Source organism: Bacillus sp. ISL-7, from assembly GCF_018613065.1.
In genome coordinates, this window is sequence record NZ_JAGGQW010000034.1 from 184,027 (window position 1) to 208,283 (window position 24,257).

Here is a 24,257-nt window from a genome sequence, read left to right on the forward strand (position 1 = left end):
AATAGATGAATTACGTAATATGAAAAGAAAGGGGCATTTGAACAAATGAATGAAAAACAACGTTTAGAAGGTCAGAAAGTCGAGTCTGTTAATTCTTCGGACAAAAAATCCGCCAAGGATTACAGCAAGTACTTTGAACAAGTAATTACTGCACCTTCTTTAACAGAAGCGAAGAAACGCGGAAAAGAAGAAGTAAAGTACCATAATGATTTTTCTATCTCTGAAGAATTTCGTGGAATGGGCGAGGGGCGGAAATTTTATATCCGTACTTATGGCTGCCAAATGAACGAACATGATACTGAAGTTATGGCTGGGATTTTCTTAGCATTAGGCTATGAACCAACCGACAACACGGAGGATGCAAATGTCATTCTTTTAAATACATGTGCTATCAGAGAGAACGCAGAAAATAAAGTGTTCGGTGAACTGGGCCATTTAAAGTCCTTGAAATTGGAAAAGCCTGATTTACTTATCGGTGTTTGTGGGTGTATGTCTCAGGAGGAATCAGTAGTTAATAAGATTCTCAAAACCTACCATCAGGTCGATATGATTTTTGGTACCCATAATATTCATCGTTTACCAAATATATTGCATGAAGCATATATGTCAAAAGAAATGGTTGTTGAAGTATGGTCAAAAGAAGGCGACGTGATTGAAAACCTTCCAAAAGTACGCCGTGGAAATATTAAAGCATGGGTTAACATCATGTACGGCTGCGATAAATTCTGTACTTATTGCATCGTCCCTTTCACCCGTGGAAAGGAACGAAGCCGTCGTCCAGAAGAAATTATCCAAGAAGTACGTCATCTAGCTGCACAAGGGTACCAAGAAGTTACTTTGCTTGGTCAAAACGTAAATGCCTATGGGAAAGATTTAGAGGACGGAACTTATGGACTTGGTGAACTGATGGATGAATTGCGAAAAATTGATATTCCAAGGATTCGTTTTACAACAAGCCACCCGCGTGACTTTGATGATCGCCTAATTGAGGTCCTTGCCAAAGGCGGCAATTTAATGGATCATATCCATTTACCAGTGCAGTCAGGTTCAACCGATGTGTTAAAAATCATGGCTCGTAAATATACAAGAGAACAATATTTAGAGCTTGTTAAAAAAATCAAAGCGGCCATTCCGAATGTTGCTTTAACAACGGATATTATCGTTGGTTATCCGAACGAAACAGACGAACAGTTTGAAGAAACAATGTCCCTCTATCGTGAAGTTGGTTATGAATTAGCATATACATTTATTTATTCTCCGCGTGAAGGTACTCCAGCTGCAAAAATGGAGGATAACGTTCCGATGGAAGTAAAGAAAGCACGCTTACAACGCTTAAATGCTCTTGTGAATGAGCTTTCATTAGAAGCTATGAAAAAACATGAAGGCCAAATCCTTGAAGTTCTTGTTGAAGGAGAAAGTAAGAACAATCCTGATGTTCTTGCAGGCTATACCTCTAGGAGTAAGCTTGTAAACTTTGCTGCACCAAAATCAGCGATTGGCAAGATTGTAAAAGTAAAAATTACACAAGCAAAAACATGGTCATTAAACGGAGAAATGGTGGAAGAACTAGAACCAGCAGAGGTGAAGTAAAGTGGCGAAATATACAAAAGACGATATCGTTGCACGTGCAACTGATTTAGCACGGATGATTGCAGAAACAGAAGAAGTTGACTTTTTTAAACGAGCAGAGGCTCAATTAAATGAAAATAAGAAAGTTCATACCTTAATAGCGGACATTAAGGGATTGCAAAAGCAGGCTGTAAACCTTCAGCATTATGGAAAACCAGAAGCACTAAAAAAGGTAGAAGATAAAATTGCTTCAATTGAGCAAGAGTTGGATGAAATACCTGTGGTCCAGGATTTCAAACAATCACAATTAGAAGTGAATGAATTGCTACAAATCATTGCCTCAACCATTTCGAATACTGTAACCGATGAAATTATCATTTCAACGGGCGGCGATGTATTGTTAGGAGAAACTGGATCTAGCATGCAAAATGGCGGCGGGGCTTGTGAAGGTCACGACGATTGCGATCACGATCATTAATACTCTAGCCAGGCTTTTAACAAAGCCTGGCTTTATTTTTTTTGCTCTGATAAACTTGGCTGTTGATTTCCGCTCCAATCAACTTGGTTATAAAATCAATAATAACCTTTAATACAGCCTATTTTTAATAAATCTAATCCACTTTTATATTCCCCTGATTCCTGTCATTTTATTAACCTTCGTTTTAAGTACAGGCCAGGAAGGCACACACCTTTAAATCCCGCATAAAATGAACTATGACTAAACTTTTATCCAGTACTCATCAAAATAAAAATCACACTAGTCTTATATCATGCATACGATGAAATGAAAATGAATGAGGAGGGTTCGCGCGAAATGGGAGACTATAGAGAGATAATTACCAAGGCCGTAGTAGCGAAAGGACGTAAATTCACCCAGTCCAATCATACGATTAGCCCGGCGCATAGTCCAACAAGTATACTTGGCTGTTGGATCATCAACCATAAATACAATGCGAAAAAGGTTGGCAAGACTGTAGAGATACATGGCTCTTACGACATCAATGTTTGGTATTCATTTAATGATAATACCAAAACAGAAGTTGTTACAGAACGTGTCCAATATACAGATGTCATTAAGTTAAAGTATCGTGACCATGACTGCCTCGATGACAATGAAATAAGTGCTCGAGTGCTGCAGCAGCCTAATTGCTGTGAAGCGGTCATTTCCCCTAATGGTAACAGAATCATCGTCCATGTCGAAAGGGAATTCCTTGTAGAGGTGATTGGCGAGACTAAGGTTTGTGTTCGCGTCAGTTCTGAAGGCTGCAAGGACAATGACGATGAGTGGGGAATGGACGTAGACGATGAAGAATTCGAGGAGTTAAATCCTGATTTCTTAGTCGGCTCAGAAGAAGAATAAAACTAACTAGGAGGTTTTTACTTCCTAGTTTTTTTCTTTTTACGTAAAAAGGATGGAAAAGTTCTGATTTTAGAATGATTAGATGCGAAAATCAGCAAGCTATTTTAAGGAGGTGTTACTATGGAACCGAGACAGCCTGGAAATAAAAATATGCCTGATTTTGAACAATTAAATGACAGAATTATCGCTGAAAGCTCTCCTTCGCCAATGTTAGTTATTAAAACAAATCTTGACCCAAAAGATGCTTCAGAAAATAATCCGTATTATCATAATACGGAAGTAAAAAACGCTAAAGCAATGAAGGAATACTTTCAGGAATAAGAAAAGCCAGGATATTAAACCTGGCTTTTCTTCCATTCTGGTTTTAATAATGATAATACAAACGTATCATGAAATTGCTCATTTTGATTGATATACCCTCGTAGTAATCCTTCCTTCGAGAAACCTAGCTTAATTAGTAAATTTATGGATGACACATTTTCAGGGTAAACTATAGCTCCGATTCGAAATAAATCCAATTGATTAAAACTAAAGCGGATCACTTCTTTAATCGCCTCTGAACCATAGCCCATCCTCCAATAGTCGGGATGAAGCTCATAACCAATTTCTGCACGCTTATTTTTTAGATGTAAACCATTAAGACCAACAGTGCCGATGATCCTTTGATTTTCCTTTAATTTGATACCCCAGCGGATCCCACGTTTATCAACCAGGTTTTTATGAAACATATCAATTAATCTTGAAGCTTCGACAGGTAAAGTAAAACGATTTGTTCCATAAAAACGGGTCACTTCTTCTAATGATAAAATCTCGTATAGATAATCAACATGCTGATGTGTTAATTCAATTAATTTAAGTCTTTTCGTATTTAAAATGGGAAAAGTCATGGCAACCCTCTCTATTTATCCCTTTACCCGTATACTCAACAAGAGTGGTAAAAGGGGATTTCCAAATGAATACTAAATTTTACTGTTAACTAATAGTGTATAATGGCTTATAAGAAATTTCCATTAAATTTTGAATAAATTTTTTGAACATTTTATCTTACATAATGGTAAGATGTGTGGAGAAAATCATTTCTTAGATTGACCCTATTCAAAAAATGAATGCCTAATAGATTAGAAGGTGTGCAAATGCAAAAAGCAGAGTATATAAATTTAATAGAAACAGAATTATTACCAAGAATACAATTAACGTCTGACAGTCCGTTTGACCCTATCATTGTAAAAAATATGTCACCGTTATGGAAAACGATCGGGCGCGGCAATTATGCTGGGGTCTTTACACTTGATGCTCATCCAGAGTGGGTGGTAAAAGTTTATGGTAGAAGTCCCGAGGAGCTTAAAAAAGAAATTGATGTTTACAAGAGGTTAGGAAACCATAAAAGTTATTCTTCACTTTATGATTATGGTGAAAATTATTTAATCCTAAAAAAGCTTAACGGTATGACCTTGTTTGATGCTGTGGTAAAGGGAGTTCCAATCCCTGAAGCTGTCATAAACGATATTGATTCAGGTTTGGATTATGCGAGGTCAGTTGGATTAAATCCCTATGATGTTCATGGCAAGAATGTCGTCATGTTTGAGGGGAGAGGTTATATTGTTGATATTTCTGATTTTTATAAACAAGGGTACTGCAAAAAATGGAAAGATTTAAAAAAAGCTTATTACAAGATTTATTTACCATATATATATAAATATCATCCGCCAATCCCATTTTTTATCGTCGATGCGGTGCGAAAAGGATATCGGATGTATCGTCGTTTGAAAAAAAGCAATAAAGAAAAATAAAAATTAGCGAGGTGAAATTATGGATGATCGTCAATTTCGAAACGCAATGGGAAAGTTTGCAACAGGGGTAACGGTGGTCGCAACGGAAGTGGCTGGAAATGTCCATGGAATGACTGCGAATGCATTCATGTCTGTTTCTCTAAATCCTAAACTTGTCGTAATCTCAATTGCTGAAAAAGCACAAATGCTTGAAAAAATAAAACAAAGTAAAAGCTTTTCAGTCAATATACTTGCGGCAGATCAACAAGAATTATCAATGATTTTCGCGGGACAGTTGAAAAATCAACAAGAAATTGTGTTTGACCGCCTCGAGGGTATACCTGTTTTACCAAGAGCAACTGCTCAAATTGTTTGCGAAGTATCAGCGGAGCATGATGAAGGTGATCACACACTTTTTATTGGCAGAGTAACCAATCTTAAAGTTGAAGATTCTGATCCATTAATCTATTTTAGTGGAAAATATCGATTGTTAGCAGAGGAGTAATTGGTGGGTTAAGCAGATTGGTTAGTTTTTTACTAATTTTTGAAAAGATTATATAAAATAGACTCGATAAGCAAAGATTATCAGTAAAATTTTACTTGATAACGATATGTAAAAAATGCCCTGAAATTTTCAGGGCATTTTTTAGTGTTTTCGCGAAATAACGACTCTAATTCTAAAAATAAATAATATTTAGAATATATTGACAAGTATTTATTGGGTATGTAGAATTACAGTTAGTAAAAGAAAGCGCTTTTTTTACCGTTTTATACAATTTAAAAAGTAATAAACGTAAAATTAAAATTTTAGTTCTGTTGTTTTGATGGCCAACAAAACAAACTGCTCGAAATTTTTGTTTTATTTTGAAAGCGGATTCATTATCTGTTTCAAAACATTTATGAAATGTTATGGGAGGTTTAACAATGGCAGTAAAGACCATCAGCAGAAATTTTCTTAAGTTTTTGGTTGTTATTCTTGCTTTCCAAGATGTTGCTGCAGGGGTAGCAGGGTCAATAATGGCTGACATCATTAAGGCATTTCCACAATATGACCCCACAATTGTTATGTTAGTTGCTACTTTTCCAGGATTAATACAAATTGTTCCTGCTCTCTTTTATGGTAAACTTTCCAAAATGTTCAAGAAGAGAACACTTTTGTTTGTCGGCTTAAGCCTTTTCATCATCGGGGGTATCCTTCCAACCTTTATTGATAACCTCTGGGTGATTATTGCAATGAGGGGGATTTTAGGTTTAGGTGTCGGGATTACCATGCCGTTGTCAGTAGATGTAATTACAGATTTCTTTGAAGGCAGAGAAAGAGATTTCTTGATTGGATTTGGTACCTCAACAATTGCGTGTATCGGAGCTATTTTCTTCCAATTAGTTGGAGGGATCTTAGCGGATGCTTATGGTTGGCATTATGGTTTCCTAACCTACTTGTTCCCTATTTGGATTCTTGCGATTACAATCCTTTACCTACCCGAGCCTGAGAAGAAACAGGTATCTAAAGTCGATAGTAATCAGGCAGTCGTAAAGATTAAATTGCCAAAAGCAATCTATTGGGTAAGTCTCGGACAGGTCTTTTATTCAGCGCTTATTTTTGGCTATGTAGTAAATATTTCAGTTGTCATCCAAGCGAATAAATTAGGTAATGCCACAGAAGCTGGTTTGGCTATATCCATCTTTACCTTTGGTACTTTAATAGCTGGTTTCCTTTTTGGGAAGATAAAACACAAACTTCCAACCATGTATTTACCGCTTGCTGTTTTAATGACCGGTGTTGGAATGGCCATCTGTTACTACTCTCCAACTCTAACAATGATCTTAATTGGAAGTGTATTCGGTGGTTTTGCAATGGGAATTGGCATTCCAGGAGTATTTACTAGGGTTTCTGAGTTAACTCCAGTCGGTGCTCCTTCTAGTGTAGGTTTAGTTGTTGCAGGGCAAGGTATTGGAGGGATTTTAGGGCCTTTTGGATTTCAAGTGATTCAAAATATATTTAATCAAGATATAGGTAGATTCCCATTAGCAGTTAGTGCGATTGGATTAGTTCTGTTAGCTCTCATTTGGGCCATTTCGGTAATGAAACCGAAAAGGGATATTGAGGCTACTTTAAGTCAATAACAATCAAAAAGCTAAAATGGTGAGTGCAGAATTCATCATTTTAGCTTTTTATATGATAAAAATTACTTTTTGAGAGGGGACGTATGATGAGGAATTCATTACTAAGACTACAAAATAAAGTTGCGATTGTAACTGGTAGTACCTCCGGAATTGGCGAAGCAACCGCTAAATTATTTGCTGCTGAGGGTGCAAAAGTTGTAGTGGTTGGAAGAAGAAGGGAAAACGGAGAAAGAATCGTTGATTCTATCAATAGCCAGGGAGGAGAGGCGATTTTCGTACAGAAAGATATGACGAACGAAGAACAAATTATAAATTTAGTAGAAAGTACATTAAAGGAATTTGGTCAAATTGATATTCTTATCAATAATGCAGGGTGAATAATTGAAAAGCCATTCATTGAATTAACAAACAGTGATTGGTATGAATTCGTTGCACTTGATGCGTTTTCTTATTTTCGTGCCATGCAGTTGGTCCTCCCACATATGGAAAAACAGTCTTCTGGAAACATTGTCAATGTGACCTCTTTAGCTGCCGTCAGTGTACTGCCTACTCATGCCCTGTATAGTTTTGTTAAAGCAGGAATTACCCATATGTCAAAGGTAGTAGCTGCTGAATATGCCGGAAAAGGGATTAGGGTGAATTGCTTATTGCCGGGTGTGGTCTATACGGAAATGATTGCCGATAACCCAAATACACCACATATGGAAAAAATCATCCCAATGGGTAGAATGTCCACACCAGAAGAACAAGCAAAAACAATTTTGTTCATGGTTTCTGATGAATCGTCCTATATGACAGGTACCTCCATTGTATCTGATGGCGGTGTAAGGGGAATATAGAGCTCAATCTATAAAGCAAAGGGGGATTTAAAATGCTGTTAAAAGATAAAATAGCCGTCATAACTGGTGGAGCTAAAGGTATGGGAGAAGCAACATCAAAAAAATTCGCCGAGCAAGGCGCGACTGTAGTCATTGCCGATTTGGATTTTGATGCTGCCTGTATTGTTGCGAATAACATCCAAACAGGCGGCGGACAAGCGCGTGCCTATAATCAGGTCGATGTCACTAATCAATTGACGATTAAAGCAACAGTGGATCAGGCGATGAAGGAATTTGGCAGAATTGATATTTTAGTAAATTGTGCAGGAGGTACCTTTGGTGCCAACGGAAGCAGTGAAAATATAAATATGAATGATTGGGACAGAACTATGAAGTTAAATCTTAATGGTACCCTTAATCCAATCATGGAAATTTTACCGTACATGAAAAAACAAAAATACGGAAAAATCGTTAATTTCTCCTCCATGGGAGCATTTAATGCTTATACGGTTGTCCTGCATTATCATGCTGCCAAGGGTGCAGTAGAGAGTCTTACTCATAATCTTGCCTTTGAACTTGCTCCGCTTGGAATACATGTTAACGTCATTTCACCAGGACCAATAATGACTCCATTTTGGGACGAATTAATGCCGCCTGGTCCTGAACGAGATCAATTTACAACAGCACTTGCCAAAAAAGAAGTTCCGATGCAAAGAATGGGGACAGCTGAGGATATTGCTGGTGTATGCTTATTTTTAGGCTCAGGATTATCGGACTTTGTGACAGGACAGAAAATCTATGTTGGTGGCGGCATGGGTAACATCATATCCCATAATTCTACCTTCCTGTCATCCGATGAAAATAAACAGGTTAATAAATGATAGATTTGGTTATTAGTTGAAAAGCATCTCTATATTTGTGACTATGAAAGATTTGAGGAGGAGGAGATACATTGGATAAAGGTTTAAAAGTATTTAATAAGTTACCATTTCAAAAGCTGACAACGGTAGCTTCTGCATTAGCACTACTTTCAGGGTGTTCCTATAAAAATATTACTGGTCAGGAAGTAAAAGCAGAGGTTTTAAAGCAGAAAACAAATGAACAAAAACAAAAAAGCCAGCAAAAAGAAGGTGAGGAATCACCTAAACCAAATATTGTGTATATTGTCTTAGACGATTCTGGTTTTTCTGATATTGGAAGCTATGGATCCGAAGTCAAAACGCCTAACTTAGATTGGTTAGCGGAAAACGGACTTCGTTATAACAATTCGCATGTAACGCCGGTGTGTTCACCAACCCGTGCAGCTTTACTTACAGGACGGAATCCACATGATATAGGAATGTCAACAGTAGCCAATTTTGATATGGGCCCTGAATTTGAAAACAAACGTGGCAGAATCTATCCGGAAGCGGGAACAATTGCTGAAGTTCTTAGTGAAAATAGCTACAATAATTACGCATTAGGGAAATGGCACTTATCCCCTTCCCACCAAGTAACTCCTGCTGGCCCTTATGAAAATTGGCCGTTAGGCAAAGGCTTTGACCGCTTCTACGGTTTTCTTGAGGACTCTGGTGATCAATATAGACCAGAATTAATACAGGATAACAGTCCGGTTGATGTACCTAAGAAGGAAAACTATCATTTCTCTGAGGATATAGTGGATCGAGCCAATCAATATGTAACCGACCAATCTTCAGTGAATCCAGAAAAACCATTTTTCCTATACTTATCTTTTGGTGCACAGCACCAACCAGTTCAAGTTCCAAAGAAATATATCGATATGTATAAAGGGGTATATGACAAAGGCTGGGATAAAATTCGGGAAGAAAGGTTTAATAAGCAGAAACAATTAGGGATTATTCCAAAAGACACTAAATTACCTGGACTTAACCCAGGAGTTAAGCCGTGGGAGCAACTTACTAATGATGAGAAAAAGGCGTTTATCCGTTTCCAAGAAACATACGCAGGCTTTTTGACGCATACCGATGAGCAAATTGGCCGCTTTATTGAGAAATTACGCGCCGTCGGGGAATTGGAAAATACAATGATTGTCTTCTTATCAGACAACGGTACCAGCTCCATGGGGAAAAATACAGGATCGATTAATCATACACTCCCATATAACGATGTACCTGAAAAAATAGAAGATGTTGTTAAGCATATCGACGATATAGGAAGTGAACGAGCAGGAGCAGAATCTCCTACTGGCTGGGCTCAAGTAAGTAATACCCCTTTTAAATTCTATAAAGCTACAACCTTTGAAGCAGGAATTCATACACCGCTGATTGTTTATTATCCAAAGGTGATTAAAGATAAAGGAGCGATTCGCAATCAGTATGTACATGTAAGTGATATCACTCCCACTGTTTATGATGTATTAGGAATTGATATACCTAAGGAGATAAAGGGAGTAAAGCAAATGGGCCTTCAAGGCAAGAGTTTTGCCGATTCATTTAAAAGTTCCAAATCATTAGGAAAGAAAACACAGTATTTTGAAAATAACGGGCAGCGGGCCATATATCATGACGGTTGGAAAGCGTTAACACTCCATAAGAAAGGAGACCCTTATGAAAAGGATATCTGGCAGCTTTACCATGTAGCAGAAGACTTTTCTGAAACAAATGACCTTTCGGCAAAATTCCCAGAAAAGGTAAATGAACTGAAGAAGTTATGGGAGAAGGAGGCAAGGAAATATGGAGTATATCCAATGACAGATATCGCTGGAGAAGGTTTTTTAACTATCCCTGCGGATTCCATCCGTGCAAGAAATACCTTTACATTTTACCCAGGAATGTCCCGTTTATCAGAGTCAGCTTCACCATTCATTATTAACCGTACCTATTCCATCACGGTCCCAATTGAACGTGACAGCGCAACCGATGATGGCGTCCTCGTTGCTTTAGGAGGTTATGAGAGTGGTTATACATTATATATAAAAAATAACAAGCTAGTTTATGAATACAACATGGGAAATGCTGTTTATCGAATTGAATCGAAAGAAGATGTGCCTGTAGGAAAATCAGCAATCCGGTTTGAGTTTAGTAAAACTGAAGCCAACAAAGGTATTGGAAGTCTATATATTAATGGACAGAAAGTCGGAGAAGGTAGTATTGACAAAACACATCAATATAAAATTTCCTTCGAAGGATTGGATATCGGTAAGGATACACTCTATTCTGTAAGCCCAGCCTACCAAAATGAAGGAACGTTCGAATTTTCAGGAGAGATTGAAAAAGTCGTCTATGAATTGAAGTAGAAAAATGAAATGAGATTAAGTAAATAAAGAAAGAAATATAAGCCAGTGCCAAGGGGTTACTGGCTTATATTCTAAGAAACGAAGGAGAATAAAAATGGAGAAAACCTATGAACAAACAAAAGGATTTCATATTCTAGCCAAACCATCAGGTCCAATTTGTAATCTTGATTGCCATTATTGTTTTTATACAGAGAAAGAAGCTTTCTTTTCCGAAAAAAGTCGTTTTCGGATGTCAGATGAAACGTTAGAGGAGTTTATTCAGCAATACATAAAATCGCAAGATGTTAATGAAATTCCGTTCGTTTGGCAGGGGGGGGAACCCACCTTAATGGGTCTTGATTTTTATAAGAAAGTGATTGAATTGCAAAAGAAGTACGGCAGCGGGAAAAGAATCACCAACTCTCTGCAAACGAATGGTACACTTTTAAATGAAGAATGGTGTCAATTTCTGGCAAAACATAAATTCCTTGTAGGCCTTAGTCTTGATGGTCCGGAATACATTCATAATGAATATAGAGTTGACCGTGGAGGGAAACCAACATTCCATAAGGTTCAGAAAGCTTTGCGTCTATTAAAAAAATATAAGGTGAATTTTAATGTGTTAGTCTGTGTGACAAAGTATTCTTCTAAGTATCCTCTTGAAATCTATCATTTCTTTAAAGAGGAAGGAGTAGAGTTCATTCAATTCATTCCTATTGTTGAACGAATGCCAGATATGGAAGCCAAAAAAATTGGGCTTCGACATGCCACACCACCTTCCGTAAATCAGGAAGAAGCACAGCAAGCTGTTTCCACTTGGACGGTAGAAGCAGAGAAGTATGGTGACTTTCTTATCACTATTTTTGAAGAGTGGGTAAGAAAGGATGTAGGAAAAATTCTTGTTATGAATTTTGAACAAGCTCTTACCTCTTGGCTTGGACTCCCATCAACAACTTGTATATTTGCAGAAACTTGTGGAAGGGCTGCGATGGTTGAACACAATGGAGATGTGTATTCGTGTGATCATTTTATGTATCCTGAATACCAACTGGGGAATATTTTCGACAATACATTTGTTGAAATGATTGAATCTAACAAACAAAGAGCATTTGGGGAAAATAAAAAATCCTCTCTTCCGAATTACTGCAAAACATGTGAAGTACGTTTTGCGTGTAACGGAGAGTGTCCAAAACACCGCTTTCTTCAAACTCTTGATGGTGAGCAAGGATTAAACTATTTGTGTGCTGGATATAAAAAATATTTTAACCATATTCATCGATATATGAAAGTAATGGTTCAACTGATTGAAAACGGCTTACCAGCGTCTGAAATAATGGAAGTTATTAAAAGACCTCTAATCATAAAAGGGTGATATTTAAATAATTCCCTCGGTGATTATAAAACTATTTAGATTTTAAAAAAGTATTCAGAATTTATTGACAAAGTCAAATGAACAAAGGTAAAATTATAGTTAGTTAAAGAAAGCGCTTTTATTACCAATTTAACCACTATAAATGTAGTGGATACCCCGTACTAGAATTTCAGTGAAGAGAATCAATGAAACTTTAAAATTATTTTTACAAAGTGAGGGTAACGAATATGACAGCAGTTGAAACAAAGAAGGTTCAAACAGGAAATTATCAAACCTTTATCCATGAAGGTGGTGACAACTCCTCTGAAACAATCATCTTTCTTCATGGAAGCGGACCAGGGGTAAGTGCTAAATCAAACTGGCAGCATATATTACCACATTTTAAGGAGAAATTTCACGTAGTGGCACTTGATATTTTCGGTTTTGGCAATACCGATCATCCTGAGATCTATCCGAAAAATGGTGTGGAATGGATGAACGAGAGACTCAAGCAAGTGTTAACATTAATGGATAATTTAGGGGTTGAAAAGGCCAACTTAGTTGGGAATTCCCTCGGTGGTGTCATTGCCCTTCATCTTCTCATGTATGCACCGGATCGATTTGATAAAGTAGTATTGATGGGGGCTGGCGGCGGTTTAACAGAACCAACTCCAGAACTTGCAAAACTAGCAAACTTCCATAAAGACCCAGATCCAGTTGCATTCAAAAATTTATTAAGCTGGTTCTTATTTGATAAAAGCATCCTTGAAGATGAATTGGAGAACATTGTGTCTGAGCGATTAGAGCTATTTTTAAAGCCCGAAGTTCGCAGATCATATGAGGAGAATTTCTCGAAATCACATTTGTCGGATATGCTTATCCCTCCTTCAGCACTGAAACAGATGGACCATTCTATTTTACTAATTCACGGACATGGGGACCGTTTTGTACCACTCCAAAGCAGCCTATATGTAATGGACTATTTGCCCAATGCACAGCTGCATGTCTTTAAGCGCTGTGGACATTGGGCGCAAGTCGAACAAAAAGAAAGATTTATCAAATTAACATCGGATTTTTTCAATGGTGACCTATAAACTAAAACTAATACACCCTTGATCTTCATTATAGTAGATTAGGATAAAATCTAGTATATCCTAAAGTGACAATAGACACTCGCTAGCGAATTGAAATATTATAGGGGTAACTAATCCTAGAAAATAGCAGGTGTATGATATGAAAATTGATAAGGCTTATCGCTACATTAAAAGATTAATCATTGAAGGAATCTGGGAACCAGAAACCTCGATAAATGTGAATGAGATTACCGAAAAACTAAATATGAGCCGGACACCCGTCCACAAGGCATTATCTAAACTTGAGCAGGAAGGATTTCTCACAATTATTCCCCAGGTTGGTGTCTTCGTAAAAAGACCTGACCCAGAAGATGTTTTAGAACGATTATTGGTTTGTGCCAATTTAGATGCATTAATGACAGAGCAGGCTGCATTAAATCTAAACGAAGAAGAATTTTGTTTTTTGGAAGAAATCTTAATAAAAATGGATAATACTGGGTTATCTGCTGATGAATACTCTAGCTTAAATATCGATTTTCATCGCACCATTTATGAAGCCTCAAAGTTAACTTATACCTTTAATCTCGCGAAGACACTTTGGGACTACCTTAATTTTGTAGGAAACCCGGAAGAATTATTCACGGATGAACGTCGGAAACAGTCTCAAACGGAGCATTGGATCATTTTTTATTGTCTACGAGAAAAGGACAGTAAAATGGCCAAAAGATTGATGGAAAAACATATGCGGCGAGTAGCTAAGTTAGTAGGAGAAAAATATCAGGACATTGATTTAAACAAACGTGTGTTTAACTAAAAATTTCCACGGATAATGAAAGAAGGAACTACCACTATTATTGCGGGGGGTACTCGAATGGAACAAAGCGTGTTGGACACAAAGAAAGAATTGGTAGAAAAGGCCCGATCTCTGATTCCAAAATTACGTGAATATGGGGAAGAAATAGAAAAGACTAATTCCTTACCTAAAGCGATTATTGATGATTTGCAAAATGAAGGGACGTTAAAAGTATTACGTCCACATCTATTTGGCGGTTATCAAACGGATATGCGTACCTATACAGAGGTTGTTACTGAAATATCTCGTGGAAACGGGTCGGCAGGCTGGTTTGTCGCACTTAGTAATATTAGGGATTATATGATTTCATATACGTTTGGAGAAAAAGCATTAAGCGAAATTTACAAAAAAGGGGAAGATGTCGTATTAGCTGGGAACTTTAAACCAATTAAATGTGACATTAAAAAGGTAGATGGCGGCTATTTTATCGAGGAAGCGCAGTGGCCGTTTGTATCAGGAAGTCCACATGCTGACTGGTGTTACTTTGGGTTTCCAATCTTCGATGAAAACGGCGGCGTAGAAATGGCCATTATGGTTATTCCTCGCAACGAATTAGAGGTCCTTGACGACTGGTATGTAATGGGCTTAAAGGGATCGGGCAGTAATAGCTGTCATATTAAAAATGTGTTTGTACCAGATCACCGTGTTTCATTAGATCGTCTCGCAAGTAAAGGCGAGTACCTCATTGAGCCGCTAAAAGAAGTGGCCTTATACAGGTCTTCCTTTGTACCTTCGCTAACCTTGTCGATTGTAGCACCTGCGTTGGGACTCGCAAAGGCCGCAATGGATTTATTTATGGAAAGGCTTCCAAAGGCAGGGATAGGAAATACCTTCTATAACAAACAAGCTGAAGCACCTATAACCCATCACCAGGTGGCCCAAGCGCAGCTGAAAATTGATTCAGCTGAGATGCATCTTTATCGAGCTGTAGATAAAATTGATTCCTATGCCGAGCGTGGACAGGTATTGGATAAAAATGAAATTGTCAAAATAAAAGCAGACTTTGGTTATTTGAACCAATTATGTAAAGAAGCGATTGATCTGCTTGTTGCTGGAGTGGGATCTATGTTTACTTACGAAACAAATCCGATTCAAAGAGTCTATCGTGATTTCCTAACCATGCATTTACATGGGTTTATCACACCAACTAGTTTAATTGAAACGTATGGAAGAGTATTGTGCGGTCAAGAACCGAACACTTATTTTGTGTAACAAATCGAAATGAATGTAAGCGGTTACGTGTGGATTATTAAATTTAAGGAAAATAGGGAGGTATAAGCTATGAGTTTACCAGAAATCGCAAAATTAGGGCACGTTGCTTTAGTATCAACAGATCTTGAAAAATCACTATGGTTCTTTAAAGAACTAATTGGTCTTGAAGAAACAGAGGTAGTTAACGGAACACATTATCTACGTGCATGGGGTGATTTTGAACATCATACGCTTTCAATTACTGCAGGTGAGAAGTCGTATGTAGACCACATTGCCTGGCGGTCAAAACGACCTGAAGATGTTGAAGGATTTGCCCAGTTGCTAAAGGAAGCAGGGACAGAAGTAAATTGGGTTGAAGCTGGTGTAGAAGCGGGCCAAGGCAGAGCGATTCGCTTTCAATTACCAAGTGAGCATCGCTTTGAAATTTATTATGACATGGAAAAAACATTAGCAGAGCCGTCCAAACGGTCGGTATTAAAGAATCAGACTTATAAATCATGGGCACGAGGCGTATCACCACGAAGAATAGACCATGTCAATCTCCTATCATCATTAAAGGCAAATGTCATTTCTGATTATTTAATAGAAAAGCTAGGTTTTAAAATGAGGGAATGTGTTCAAGCTCCAGATGAATCTTTAATTGGTGCCTGGTTAAGTGTCACACCATTGGTGCATGATATCGCAGTAAGCCATGATCCATTTTCACCATCGACACATCAAATACACCATTTGTCTTACTGGCTTGATAATGCCCAAGATCTTCTTCGGGCGGCAGATATCTTAGCTGAAAATGGGATAAAGTTTAAAGGTCCTGGTAAGCACGGTATTTCGCAAGCTATGTACATTTACGTTGTCGATCCAGGCAGCGGAGTCCGCTTGGAATTGTTCACTAATGGGTATTTAATCTTTGAACCAGACTGGGAGCCTATCGTGTGGACTTTGGATGAAATGGATGTTGGTTTTACCTTCTGGGGTGACCAAACGGACACACTACCAGAAAACAATCCGACGATCGAAGCATAAGAGATTAATAGATAACTTAAGATAACATATTCGGAAAAGCAGAAAGGGGTCATAAGAATGGATGATCGATTATTTAGAACCGCAATGGGGAAATTTGCAACAGGTGTAACCGTTATTGCAACAGATGTCGAGGGTGATGTGCATGGAATGACTGCAAATGCCTTCATGTCCGTGTCACTAAGTCCAAAGCTAGTTGTAATCTCGATTGGGGAAAAAGCTAAAATCCTTGAGAAAATAAAACAAAGTCAAACATTTTCAGTCAATATTTTAGCTGCAGATCAACAGGAACTTTCAATGATTTTTGCTGGACAAATAAAAGAGCCACGGGAAGTCATTTTTGATCGTCTTGATGGGAAACCAGTATTAGCTGGTGCCGTCGCCCAAATTGCCTGTGAAGTATCTGCTGAGCACGTAGAAGGAGATCATACCCTTTTTATCGGCAAGGTGACTGATATTAAGCTTGAAGATGCTGAACCACTTCTTTTTTATAGCGGACGCTATCGTACCTTATTAGAGGAATCAACTGTTACATCAAATTAAAAAAGTCACAACCATGCTTTAATAGCATCGACATAAAGGAGCAATGGTAATGGATATTCAAAAAGCTGCTACAGCACTAATGGAAGCGGAAAGTGAGAAACAGCCGATTGCTCCCTTTACTTCATCCACAGAAGAAATTTCTGTGGATGAAGCCTACCAAATTCAGCTGCATCAAATTCATCATAAAGTGGATAAAGGTGCAGTAATTGTTGGGAAAAAAATCGGTCTCACAAGTAAAGCGATGCAGGATATGTTTAATGTGAACGAGCCTGATTATGGGCACCTTCTTAATGACATGATCTATGAGGATGGAGAGACGATTGGACTAAATCAGTTCATCCAGCCAAAGATTGAATTCGAAATCGCCTTTGTCTTAAAAAAAGATTTAAGGGGTCCTGGAGTAACAATGAATGACGTCATCGAAGCGACCGATTACATTGTACCGGCACTCGAAATTATTGACAGTCGGATTAGAGACTGGCAAATCAAGTTCGAAGATACGGTAGCAGACAATGGCTCTTCAGCAGGGGCGGTTATCGGCAAAACAACTGCTAAGATAGATAGACTTGACCTCACCAAAATTGGCATGAATGTGTTTAGGAATAATGAATTTTTGGACTCTGCTGTAAGTGCAGCTGTAATGGGGAATCCTGCTCAAGCCGTTGCCTGGCTTGCTAATGCCCTAGGTAATTACGGTATCTCTCTATATGCTGGTGAAGTTATTCTTGCTGGAGCTCTTTCAAAGGCGATAGTCATAGAGGATGGGGATACATTCACAGCAGAATTTGAACATATGGGTTCAGTATCAGCGAGTTTTAAAAAAAACCGTTGAAAATAAAAAAACACTAGTACAAATTATGTTTAAAGACTCCTTGTATATCGCTATGTGAGGAGTCTTTATTGTAAGAAAATAAATTTTCATAAAATGAGGGGGAGATAAAATGGGTATTAAAGTTGTTAGATTTGAACATAAACAAAAAGAGCAATGGGGAGTTATATCAGGAGATCAAATCCGCCTTTTATCAGGTACATACCAAAGTTTAGCTGATTTTTTGGCGCATGGGAAAGAAGAAGCACGTACTATCAAGGCACAAGATCATACAGAATCTGTTTCATTAAATGAAGTGACCATTTTGAGTCCAGTGACAAAGCCAGCACGAATCGTTTGTCAGGGAGTCAATTACTCAGAGCATCGTGCTGAAACGGGAATGGAAGCTGCACGAGCACCATTTAATATGATTTTTAGCAAAGCTGACAGTTCCCTTTGCGGCGCCACTAGCGAAATTATAAGGCCGCGTGATGTTAAACTACTAGATTATGAATTGGAGCTTGGTCTCGTAATTGGAACAGAAATCACAGAGGCGTCAGATATAACTGACGAAAACCTTCATCAGTATATCGCCGGGCTCGTGATTGTTAATGATGTTTCTGCGCGGGATGTTCAGCTTTCAGAGGGGCAATGGTTGAAAGGTAAGAGCTACCGAACTTTTTGTCCAACAGGTCCTTATCTTTATTTGCTTGACAAGGAAGAGCTGCCATTGCTTCATGATCTTGAGTTAAATCTCTGGGTGAATGATGAATTAAGGCAATCTGCCAATTCAAATCAACTGCTTTACAAACCGGCAGAAACCCTTACAGAGCTCTCGGAAATTATGGATTTATCCCCAGGGGATCTGATTGTTACTGGAACTGCAGGCGGGGTTGCTCTAAATCTAACTCCGCAAGTATTGGAACTTTTATCAAACATGGCTATTCCTTATCAACAAAAGTTGGATTTACTTGAAGAAGGACAATTAATCAGCGGCAAATACCTGAAGGACGGCGATGTCATTCGCTGCCAAATTCGTAGTTCAAATGGATTAATCGATCTTGGCGAACAAATAAATAAAGTCGTTCCAAGTATAAAGAAAAGCCATGTAAACTCCTTTTAACCCTTAAATTGAGAGGGGGAATTAATATTGAGTAACTTAGCCCAATCATATAAACCTAACTCCACAGAAGATAGAAATAAAAAAATCCTTTCAACTTCTGCTGCTTTTGGACTCCTAAGGAAAGGATTAATAGAGAATCTAGGGACTAAAAGAGCAAAAGGGTTTCTACTTCGTTATGGTTGGAATTTAGGTGTTAGTGATGCAGAAGAAGCAATGAAAACAAGTTCATCGATCAATGACCTTCTTAATCAAGCATCGATTCTTCATTTAAACACGGGACATTTTAGAGACATGAAGTCCGAAAGAATAATCGAAATGAGTGATTCAGAAACCATTAAATCGATCCTTGGCAAAGGAAAATGGATTGACTCATTTGAAGCAATGGAGCATATCAAGCACCATGGCCAATCAGAAGCACCGGTATGTCATACCTTGACAGGATATGCAAGCGGTTATATGTCAACTGTCTGCAGGAAGAGTGTCATTGTTAAGGAAATTAGCTGTATTGCTATGGGAGATGCTGAATGCTGCTTCGAAGCAAGACTGCAAGAGGATTGGGGAAATGAAATTCAAGAGGAACTTAAATTCTATCATGAAAGTAATATCATTGATGAACTGGAGTATACTTATGAGCAATTGTTAGAGCAGAGGAATTTTATCGAAACCGTATCTAAATTTCATAAAAAATTAACGGAAAGTGTTTCGAATGGAAGCAATCTTCAGGATATTGCTGATAGCACGTTTAAATTATTGAGAATCCCAATTTCTATTGAAGATTTAAGCTTCCAAAAAATTGTTTACTCAGGGCTGGAAGAAGAGCAATATATTAGTCTTAATAACAACCTAAAAGAGAATTTAATTCGAAAAAATAGAAATAATCACAACCTGCTGCCATTATTTAATGAAACGACTAGAATAAAGACAGAAAATCAGGAACGTTTGATTACCCCTATTATTGTCCAAAAAAAAGTAATCGGATATTGTACCTTTTTTTATATAAATGAACTAGGGAAAAGCGCGGAAACGGATGTTATGTTTATTGAGAGGGTTGCCAATGCCGCCTCATTGTACCTTTTAAACGAAAAAACAAGTTTTGAAGCAGTTGAAAAAATGAAGGGGTATTTTTTAGAACAAATCCTTAAGGGGCAATTTTCCTCCAAGGAGGAAATTATCAAGCGTGGCCGGCATATGGGCCTTAACCTTGAGAACCCTTTTTATATTGCCGCAATTGATTATAATGAAAAGGGAAAGACAACCCAGAATAGCTTTGATCACTATGACCGAATATTAGAGACCATTGCCAAGTATCTCGATATCCAAGGATATAAAGCGTTAATTGGTCAGTATGAGGGTCAGATTATAATGCTCATACCCAAAACAGCAAATATTATCGCTATAATGGAAAAAATCCTGAAACATATTGAAACAACGTATTCATCTTATCAATATAAAGTCGGGATAAGCGATAAATCCGAGGATATTGAGAGTATATTGGATTATTTCGAAGAGGCATTAATTGCCTTACGGATGTCCACAGATAAAAAAATTAATGGTTTTAAAGATCTTGGGATAGTTGGTGTCCTAATAAATTCAAAAAATGTAAACGGGATTAGGAAAATTGCAAAACAAGAATTAGGACCACTATATAAATTAAATGATGTGAAACAAAAAGAGTTACTGAAAACACTCTATGTCTTTTTATCCAATGGTGGAAAACTTCAGCAGACGATGGATGATCTTTCCTTATCTATGAGTGGTCTAATGTATCGAATCAATAAGATTGAAACGCTCATCAATAAAGATTTGCGGGATTCTTCCCAAAGCTATCAGCTCTTGCTAATTCTTGACTCACTGATGGCATTGGGAGAGTTAAAAATATAAACAACTAAGGGCAGTCCTAATCGGATTGCTCTTATTTATGGAGTTCATCATTGGATAAAAACCAACAAAAACAACTTGAAAATAGCGTAAATTCCAACAGTTTTTACTCTAGATACAATATACAGAATTTTCTAAAATGTAAAAATGTAGGCACTTTCAAATGCAAGCTATTTATAGGGAGGAATTAATTTGAATCAAGGACAATCTATTAATCTGATTGAAAAAAGCACGGTGAAGAAAACAATGAAGAGAATTTTACCATTTATTTTGCTTTTGTATGTGGTTGCCTTTTTAGACCGAGTCAATATGGGTTATGCAGCCTTACAGATGAATGCGGATTTGTCATTAACAGCTGAGGTATTTGGCTTGTTGTCTGGTTTATTTTTTATCAGTTATTTCCTCTTTGAAGTTCCTAGTAATATGATTTTGAATAAGGTGGGGGCACGGTTGTGGATTGCCCGTATTATGATTACTTGGGGAATTGTCGTTGTGTTACAAGGCTTTATCCAATCAGCAACCCACTTATATATATTACGCTTTTTACTGGGTGCAGCTGAAGCGGGATTTGTCCCAGGGATCATACTATATTTAACTTATTGGTTCAGGGTACGTGAACGCGGGAAAGCAACAGCGCTCTTTTTTGTTGCCTTGCCATTAAGTGCGTTGATCGGTGCTCCGTTGTCTACATGGATTATGGATACAATCACATGGAGTGGTTTAGCGGGTTGGAGATGGATGTTTATCTTAGAAGGCATACCAGCTGTTCTTTTAGGTATTGTCGTTATGTTTTATTTGACCAATAAACCTGCTAACGCAAAATGGTTAACGGCAGAAGAAAAAACCTGGCTTGAGGGAGAATTAGCCAAGGAACGAAAATTAAGTGCCAAGTTAAATAAAACCTCCCATCTCGGCATGTTGAAAGAGTCAAAATTGTGGAAATTAGCTATATTTAATATCGCTGGTTTTATCGCAGTAAATGCACTTTCCTATTGGATGCCAACCATTATTAAATCTTTGTCTTCATCTTCAACGACGAACTTACAAATTGGCTGGTTAGCGATGATTCCATCGATTGTTGCGATTCCGTCGATTCTTTTTACGGGATGGAATGCAGATCGAACGAACTCACACAAATTGCATTTAGGAGCAAGTGTGTTTATTGCCATGGTTGGATTCATTGGCTGTGCATTTGTATCAAGCGTTCCACTTATGGTCTTAATGCTCTCCATTACTTCCGCTGGTTTATATGGTATATCAGGTACTTTTTATGCATATATCACATTCTTCTTCTCTGAATCTACTGCACCTGTTGGCATTGCTTTAGTAAGCACTCTTTCCTCATTAGGCGGTTTCGTTGGTCCATATATAATGGGTGTTTTCAATTTTAATCAAGCGATGTTTATCATAGCTGGATTCCTGCTTATCAGTTTAATCACACTCACAACACTTAAATTAGCGAAGAAAGATCAGAATGAAATGGAAGACAAAATAGTCGTAGAAATATAATTAAAAACCAATAAAAACTATCTAAAAATAGTAGGAAGTCAAATGATTTTTTCTCTAGATTAAAATTATTGAATTTTCTAAAATTTAGATAGGGTTAAAATATTAAAAGATGAAAAGGGTTACATTCTATTGGATGTTCCCATGATTGTTTTTTTACAGAAGGAGGAGAAATTCAAAATGGCAAACATTACTCAACAATTAGTTAAAACGGATAACTTTGAAACATTTGTTAATCGCTCGGGTGAGGGGAATTCTGAAACGATATTATTCTTACATGGCTCAGGCCCAGGTGTTTTCGCATGGGCTAACTGGCGATACGCATTAAATGCATGCGGTGAAACATATGACTGTATTGCTCCAGACCTGCTTGGCTTCGGACAGAGTGGACATCCTGAGTCAACTCCAAAGAACAGACAGGGATGGATGGACCTTTGGGTAAATCAGCTGATTGAACTGCTGGATCGCTACGGTATACAAAAGGCTCACGTGGTTGGAAATTCGTTAGGCTGTTCCATTGCATTGGAACTATTACTAGAATATCCTGAACGTTTTGGCCGGGTTGTCTTAATGGGACCTGGAGGGACACCGAATACAAAGCTTAGTCCTGAACTAGCTCGGGCAAAGGGCTTCTACGACAATCCATCCGAAAAGAAAATGCGTCAAATTATGGGCTGGTTCGTGTATGATGTGGAAAAACTTGCCTCAGAAATTGACTCACTTGCTGCTACTCGATATGAGACAGCGATGCGTCCGGAAATACATCTTTCCAACGAATCCATCTTTGCAACAGCAGCTGTCCCTGTGCCAGTAACAGCACTTAAACGGATCCAAAACCCAATCTTACTTGTTCATGGACGTGATGACATGGTTTGCTCAGTTGAATCTAGCTATTACCTACTCTCACATCTCCAGAATGTTCAATTGCATGTATACGGTCAATGCGGCCACTGGACGCAAATTGAGAACCAAGAAAGTTTTAATAATTTAATTCAAAACTATTTCTCTAGCACAATCTAAAAAACATTAGGAGCGGAGGTATAAAGATGACTTTACCAGAGATTGCAAAGTTAGGACATGTAGCACTCGTCACACCGGATTTGGAAAAATCATTATGGTTTTTCAGGGATGTCATTGGATTAGAAGTAACAGAAGAAAAAAACGGAACCTATTACTTATGTGCATGGGGCGACTTTGAACATCATTCCCTCTCATTAACTGCAGGAGAGAAAGGGTACGTTGATCATATTGGATGGAGAACGAAACGACCGGAAGATGTGGAAGGATTTGCCCAGCTGCTTGAAAAAGCCGGAACAGAGGTTAACTGGATTGAAGCGGGCGAAGAAGCCGGACAAGGAAGGGCGATCCGCTTTAAACTGCCAAGCCAGCATTCTTTTGAAATTTACTATGATGTAGAAAAACCTAAAGCAGATGAAAAAAGACGTTCTGTCTTAAAAAATCAAACGTACAAAGCATGGGCGCGCGGCTGCTCTCCAAGGCGATTTGACCATGTAAATATTGCTACTTCCATGGATGTCGGTGAAATACTCGATTACTTAGGCAGCCAATTAGGGTTTAAGCTACGTGAATATGTGAAATACCATAAAACAACGACTGTCGCAGGCTGGATGAGCGTTACTCCTTTAGTGCACGATATTGCAGTTATTTCAAGACCGCAAGCAGAAACACCGAACCAGCTTCATCACATTTCCTATTGGCACGATAATGCCCAAGATATTCTAAGGGCTGCTGATATTCTTGCAGAAGAAGGCATTAAATTCATTGGTCCTGGTAAACATGGGGTATCTCAAGCGTTTTATCTCTATGTATGTGACCCTGGCAGCGGCTGCCGTGTGGAATTATTTAGCGGATCCTATTTAATTTTTGAACCAGACTGGGAACCGGTCGAGTGGACGGAGGAAGAGCACTCGATTGCTAACACCTATTGGGGAGAAACCGTAAGCGATAAGGAACTGAATAAACCAACGATCGAAGCGTGATGTATAAGCTGACTC

Annotated in this window: 22 protein-coding genes and 1 pseudogene; 22 read left to right on the forward strand and 1 reads right to left on the reverse strand. The window is 38.1% G+C overall.

Annotation, left to right across the window (positions count from 1 at the left end):
* Positions 1 to 45 precede the first annotated feature (45 nt).
* The 4 genes from miaB to J7E66_RS12605 all read left to right on the forward strand — a co-directional run bounded on the left by miaB (position 46) and on the right by J7E66_RS12605 (position 3,250).
* Positions 46 to 1,590, forward strand: coding sequence for a tRNA (N6-isopentenyl adenosine(37)-C2)-methylthiotransferase MiaB (gene miaB / locus J7E66_RS12590; protein ID WP_215000425.1), 1,545 nt, complete (start codon positions 46 to 48; stop codon positions 1,588 to 1,590).
* A gap of 1 nt (position 1,591) precedes the next feature.
* Complete coding sequence (locus tag J7E66_RS12595; RefSeq protein ID WP_088086428.1) at positions 1,592 to 2,047, forward strand: YlbF/YmcA family competence regulator; 456 nt, start codon at positions 1,592 to 1,594, stop codon at positions 2,045 to 2,047.
* A 336-nt stretch (positions 2,048 to 2,383) separates the two neighbouring features.
* The gene (locus tag J7E66_RS12600) at positions 2,384 to 2,929 is read left to right on the forward strand and encodes an outer spore coat protein CotE (protein ID WP_088086429.1); all 546 of its coding nucleotides are present in this window, start codon (positions 2,384 to 2,386) and stop codon (positions 2,927 to 2,929) included.
* A 120-nt stretch (positions 2,930 to 3,049) separates the two neighbouring features.
* Positions 3,050 to 3,250 carry a hypothetical protein gene (locus J7E66_RS12605; RefSeq protein ID WP_168242806.1) on the forward strand — a complete coding sequence of 67 codons (201 nt, stop codon included), beginning with the start codon at positions 3,050 to 3,052 and terminating at the stop codon, positions 3,248 to 3,250.
* A gap of 14 nt (positions 3,251 to 3,264) precedes the next feature.
* Here the strand turns inward: J7E66_RS12605 and J7E66_RS12610 are convergent, their stop codons facing one another.
* A complete protein-coding gene (locus tag J7E66_RS12610; RefSeq protein WP_215000427.1) occupies positions 3,265 to 3,816 on the reverse strand; it encodes a GNAT family N-acetyltransferase in 552 nt (183 codons plus the stop codon).
* Between the two features lie 246 nt (positions 3,817 to 4,062).
* On the opposite strand from J7E66_RS12610, the gene J7E66_RS12615 reads away from it, so the two are divergent.
* From J7E66_RS12615 to J7E66_RS12705, 18 genes and pseudogenes are all read left to right on the forward strand, one after another.
* The gene (locus J7E66_RS12615; protein WP_215000429.1) at positions 4,063 to 4,719 is read left to right on the forward strand and encodes a protein kinase family protein; all 657 of its coding nucleotides are present in this window, start codon (positions 4,063 to 4,065) and stop codon (positions 4,717 to 4,719) included.
* 19 nt (positions 4,720 to 4,738) lie between these two features.
* On the forward strand, positions 4,739 to 5,203 hold the full coding sequence (locus J7E66_RS12620) for a flavin reductase family protein (protein WP_215000430.1): 465 nt from the start codon (positions 4,739 to 4,741) through the stop codon (positions 5,201 to 5,203).
* Between the two features lie 419 nt (positions 5,204 to 5,622).
* Positions 5,623 to 6,822 carry an MFS transporter gene (locus J7E66_RS12625; protein ID WP_215000432.1) on the forward strand — a complete coding sequence of 400 codons (1,200 nt, stop codon included), beginning with the start codon at positions 5,623 to 5,625 and terminating at the stop codon, positions 6,820 to 6,822.
* Positions 6,823 to 6,908: 86 nt separating this feature from the next.
* A pseudogene (locus tag J7E66_RS31735) lies at positions 6,909 to 7,661 on the forward strand (SDR family NAD(P)-dependent oxidoreductase).
* 32 nt (positions 7,662 to 7,693) lie between these two features.
* Positions 7,694 to 8,521: an SDR family NAD(P)-dependent oxidoreductase gene (locus tag J7E66_RS12640; protein WP_215000436.1), complete on the forward strand. Its 828-nt coding sequence runs from the start codon at positions 7,694 to 7,696 to the stop codon at positions 8,519 to 8,521.
* Positions 8,522 to 8,592: 71 nt separating this feature from the next.
* Positions 8,593 to 10,896 carry an arylsulfatase gene (locus J7E66_RS12645; RefSeq protein ID WP_215000438.1) on the forward strand — a complete coding sequence of 768 codons (2,304 nt, stop codon included), beginning with the start codon at positions 8,593 to 8,595 and terminating at the stop codon, positions 10,894 to 10,896.
* A gap of 94 nt (positions 10,897 to 10,990) precedes the next feature.
* Entirely contained in the window at positions 10,991 to 12,247 is a 1,257-nt protein-coding gene (locus J7E66_RS12650; RefSeq protein ID WP_215000440.1) for an anaerobic sulfatase maturase, read from the forward strand.
* A gap of 227 nt (positions 12,248 to 12,474) precedes the next feature.
* Complete coding sequence (locus J7E66_RS12655; RefSeq protein WP_215000442.1) at positions 12,475 to 13,320, forward strand: alpha/beta fold hydrolase; 846 nt, start codon at positions 12,475 to 12,477, stop codon at positions 13,318 to 13,320.
* A gap of 139 nt (positions 13,321 to 13,459) precedes the next feature.
* Positions 13,460 to 14,113 carry a GntR family transcriptional regulator gene (locus tag J7E66_RS12660; RefSeq protein WP_215000444.1) on the forward strand — a complete coding sequence of 218 codons (654 nt, stop codon included), beginning with the start codon at positions 13,460 to 13,462 and terminating at the stop codon, positions 14,111 to 14,113.
* A gap of 57 nt (positions 14,114 to 14,170) precedes the next feature.
* Entirely contained in the window at positions 14,171 to 15,364 is a 1,194-nt protein-coding gene (locus J7E66_RS12665) for an acyl-CoA dehydrogenase family protein (protein ID WP_215000446.1), read from the forward strand.
* A gap of 69 nt (positions 15,365 to 15,433) precedes the next feature.
* Positions 15,434 to 16,387, forward strand: coding sequence for a VOC family protein (locus tag J7E66_RS12670; RefSeq protein ID WP_215000448.1), 954 nt, complete (start codon positions 15,434 to 15,436; stop codon positions 16,385 to 16,387).
* Positions 16,388 to 16,444: 57 nt separating this feature from the next.
* Positions 16,445 to 16,927, forward strand: a complete 483-nt coding sequence (locus J7E66_RS12675; protein WP_215000450.1) for a flavin reductase family protein — start codon at positions 16,445 to 16,447, stop codon at positions 16,925 to 16,927.
* A gap of 49 nt (positions 16,928 to 16,976) precedes the next feature.
* Positions 16,977 to 17,759, forward strand: coding sequence for a 2-keto-4-pentenoate hydratase (locus tag J7E66_RS12680; protein WP_215000452.1), 783 nt, complete (start codon positions 16,977 to 16,979; stop codon positions 17,757 to 17,759).
* 109 nt (positions 17,760 to 17,868) lie between these two features.
* Positions 17,869 to 18,858, forward strand: coding sequence for a fumarylacetoacetate hydrolase family protein (locus J7E66_RS12685; RefSeq protein ID WP_215000453.1), 990 nt, complete (start codon positions 17,869 to 17,871; stop codon positions 18,856 to 18,858).
* 27 nt (positions 18,859 to 18,885) lie between these two features.
* Positions 18,886 to 20,739 carry a V4R domain-containing protein gene (locus J7E66_RS12690; protein ID WP_215000455.1) on the forward strand — a complete coding sequence of 618 codons (1,854 nt, stop codon included), beginning with the start codon at positions 18,886 to 18,888 and terminating at the stop codon, positions 20,737 to 20,739.
* Between the two features lie 189 nt (positions 20,740 to 20,928).
* A complete protein-coding gene (locus J7E66_RS12695) occupies positions 20,929 to 22,245 on the forward strand; it encodes an MFS transporter (protein ID WP_215000457.1) in 1,317 nt (438 codons plus the stop codon).
* A 177-nt stretch (positions 22,246 to 22,422) separates the two neighbouring features.
* Positions 22,423 to 23,262: an alpha/beta fold hydrolase gene (locus tag J7E66_RS12700; RefSeq protein ID WP_215000459.1), complete on the forward strand. Its 840-nt coding sequence runs from the start codon at positions 22,423 to 22,425 to the stop codon at positions 23,260 to 23,262.
* 26 nt (positions 23,263 to 23,288) lie between these two features.
* The gene (locus tag J7E66_RS12705) at positions 23,289 to 24,242 is read left to right on the forward strand and encodes a VOC family protein (RefSeq protein WP_215000461.1); all 954 of its coding nucleotides are present in this window, start codon (positions 23,289 to 23,291) and stop codon (positions 24,240 to 24,242) included.
* Positions 24,243 to 24,257: the final 15 nt, after the last annotated feature.

Excerpts from the sequence above, each read along its gene's own strand:
- miaB (WP_215000425.1), top strand. The coding sequence starts at position 46 with ATGAATGAAAAACAACGTTTAGAAGGTCAGAAAGTCGAGTCTGTTAAT.
- J7E66_RS12600 (WP_088086429.1), top strand. The coding sequence starts at position 2,384 with ATGGGAGACTATAGAGAGATAATTACCAAGGCCGTAGTAGCGAAAGGA.
- J7E66_RS12605 (WP_168242806.1), top strand. The coding sequence starts at position 3,050 with ATGGAACCGAGACAGCCTGGAAATAAAAATATGCCTGATTTTGAACAA.
- J7E66_RS12610 (WP_215000427.1), bottom strand. The coding sequence starts at position 3,816 with ATGACTTTTCCCATTTTAAATACGAAAAGACTTAAATTAATTGAATTA.
- J7E66_RS12615 (WP_215000429.1), top strand. The coding sequence starts at position 4,063 with ATGCAAAAAGCAGAGTATATAAATTTAATAGAAACAGAATTATTACCA.
- J7E66_RS12620 (WP_215000430.1), top strand. The coding sequence starts at position 4,739 with ATGGATGATCGTCAATTTCGAAACGCAATGGGAAAGTTTGCAACAGGG.
- J7E66_RS12625 (WP_215000432.1), top strand. The coding sequence starts at position 5,623 with ATGGCAGTAAAGACCATCAGCAGAAATTTTCTTAAGTTTTTGGTTGTT.
- J7E66_RS12640 (WP_215000436.1), top strand. The coding sequence starts at position 7,694 with ATGCTGTTAAAAGATAAAATAGCCGTCATAACTGGTGGAGCTAAAGGT.
- J7E66_RS12650 (WP_215000440.1), top strand. The coding sequence starts at position 10,991 with ATGGAGAAAACCTATGAACAAACAAAAGGATTTCATATTCTAGCCAAA.
- J7E66_RS12655 (WP_215000442.1), top strand. The coding sequence starts at position 12,475 with ATGACAGCAGTTGAAACAAAGAAGGTTCAAACAGGAAATTATCAAACC.
- J7E66_RS12660 (WP_215000444.1), top strand. The coding sequence starts at position 13,460 with ATGAAAATTGATAAGGCTTATCGCTACATTAAAAGATTAATCATTGAA.
- J7E66_RS12665 (WP_215000446.1), top strand. The coding sequence starts at position 14,171 with ATGGAACAAAGCGTGTTGGACACAAAGAAAGAATTGGTAGAAAAGGCC.
- J7E66_RS12670 (WP_215000448.1), top strand. The coding sequence starts at position 15,434 with ATGAGTTTACCAGAAATCGCAAAATTAGGGCACGTTGCTTTAGTATCA.
- J7E66_RS12675 (WP_215000450.1), top strand. The coding sequence starts at position 16,445 with ATGGATGATCGATTATTTAGAACCGCAATGGGGAAATTTGCAACAGGT.
- J7E66_RS12680 (WP_215000452.1), top strand. The coding sequence starts at position 16,977 with ATGGATATTCAAAAAGCTGCTACAGCACTAATGGAAGCGGAAAGTGAG.
- J7E66_RS12685 (WP_215000453.1), top strand. The coding sequence starts at position 17,869 with ATGGGTATTAAAGTTGTTAGATTTGAACATAAACAAAAAGAGCAATGG.
- J7E66_RS12700 (WP_215000459.1), top strand. The coding sequence starts at position 22,423 with ATGGCAAACATTACTCAACAATTAGTTAAAACGGATAACTTTGAAACA.
- J7E66_RS12705 (WP_215000461.1), top strand. The coding sequence starts at position 23,289 with ATGACTTTACCAGAGATTGCAAAGTTAGGACATGTAGCACTCGTCACA.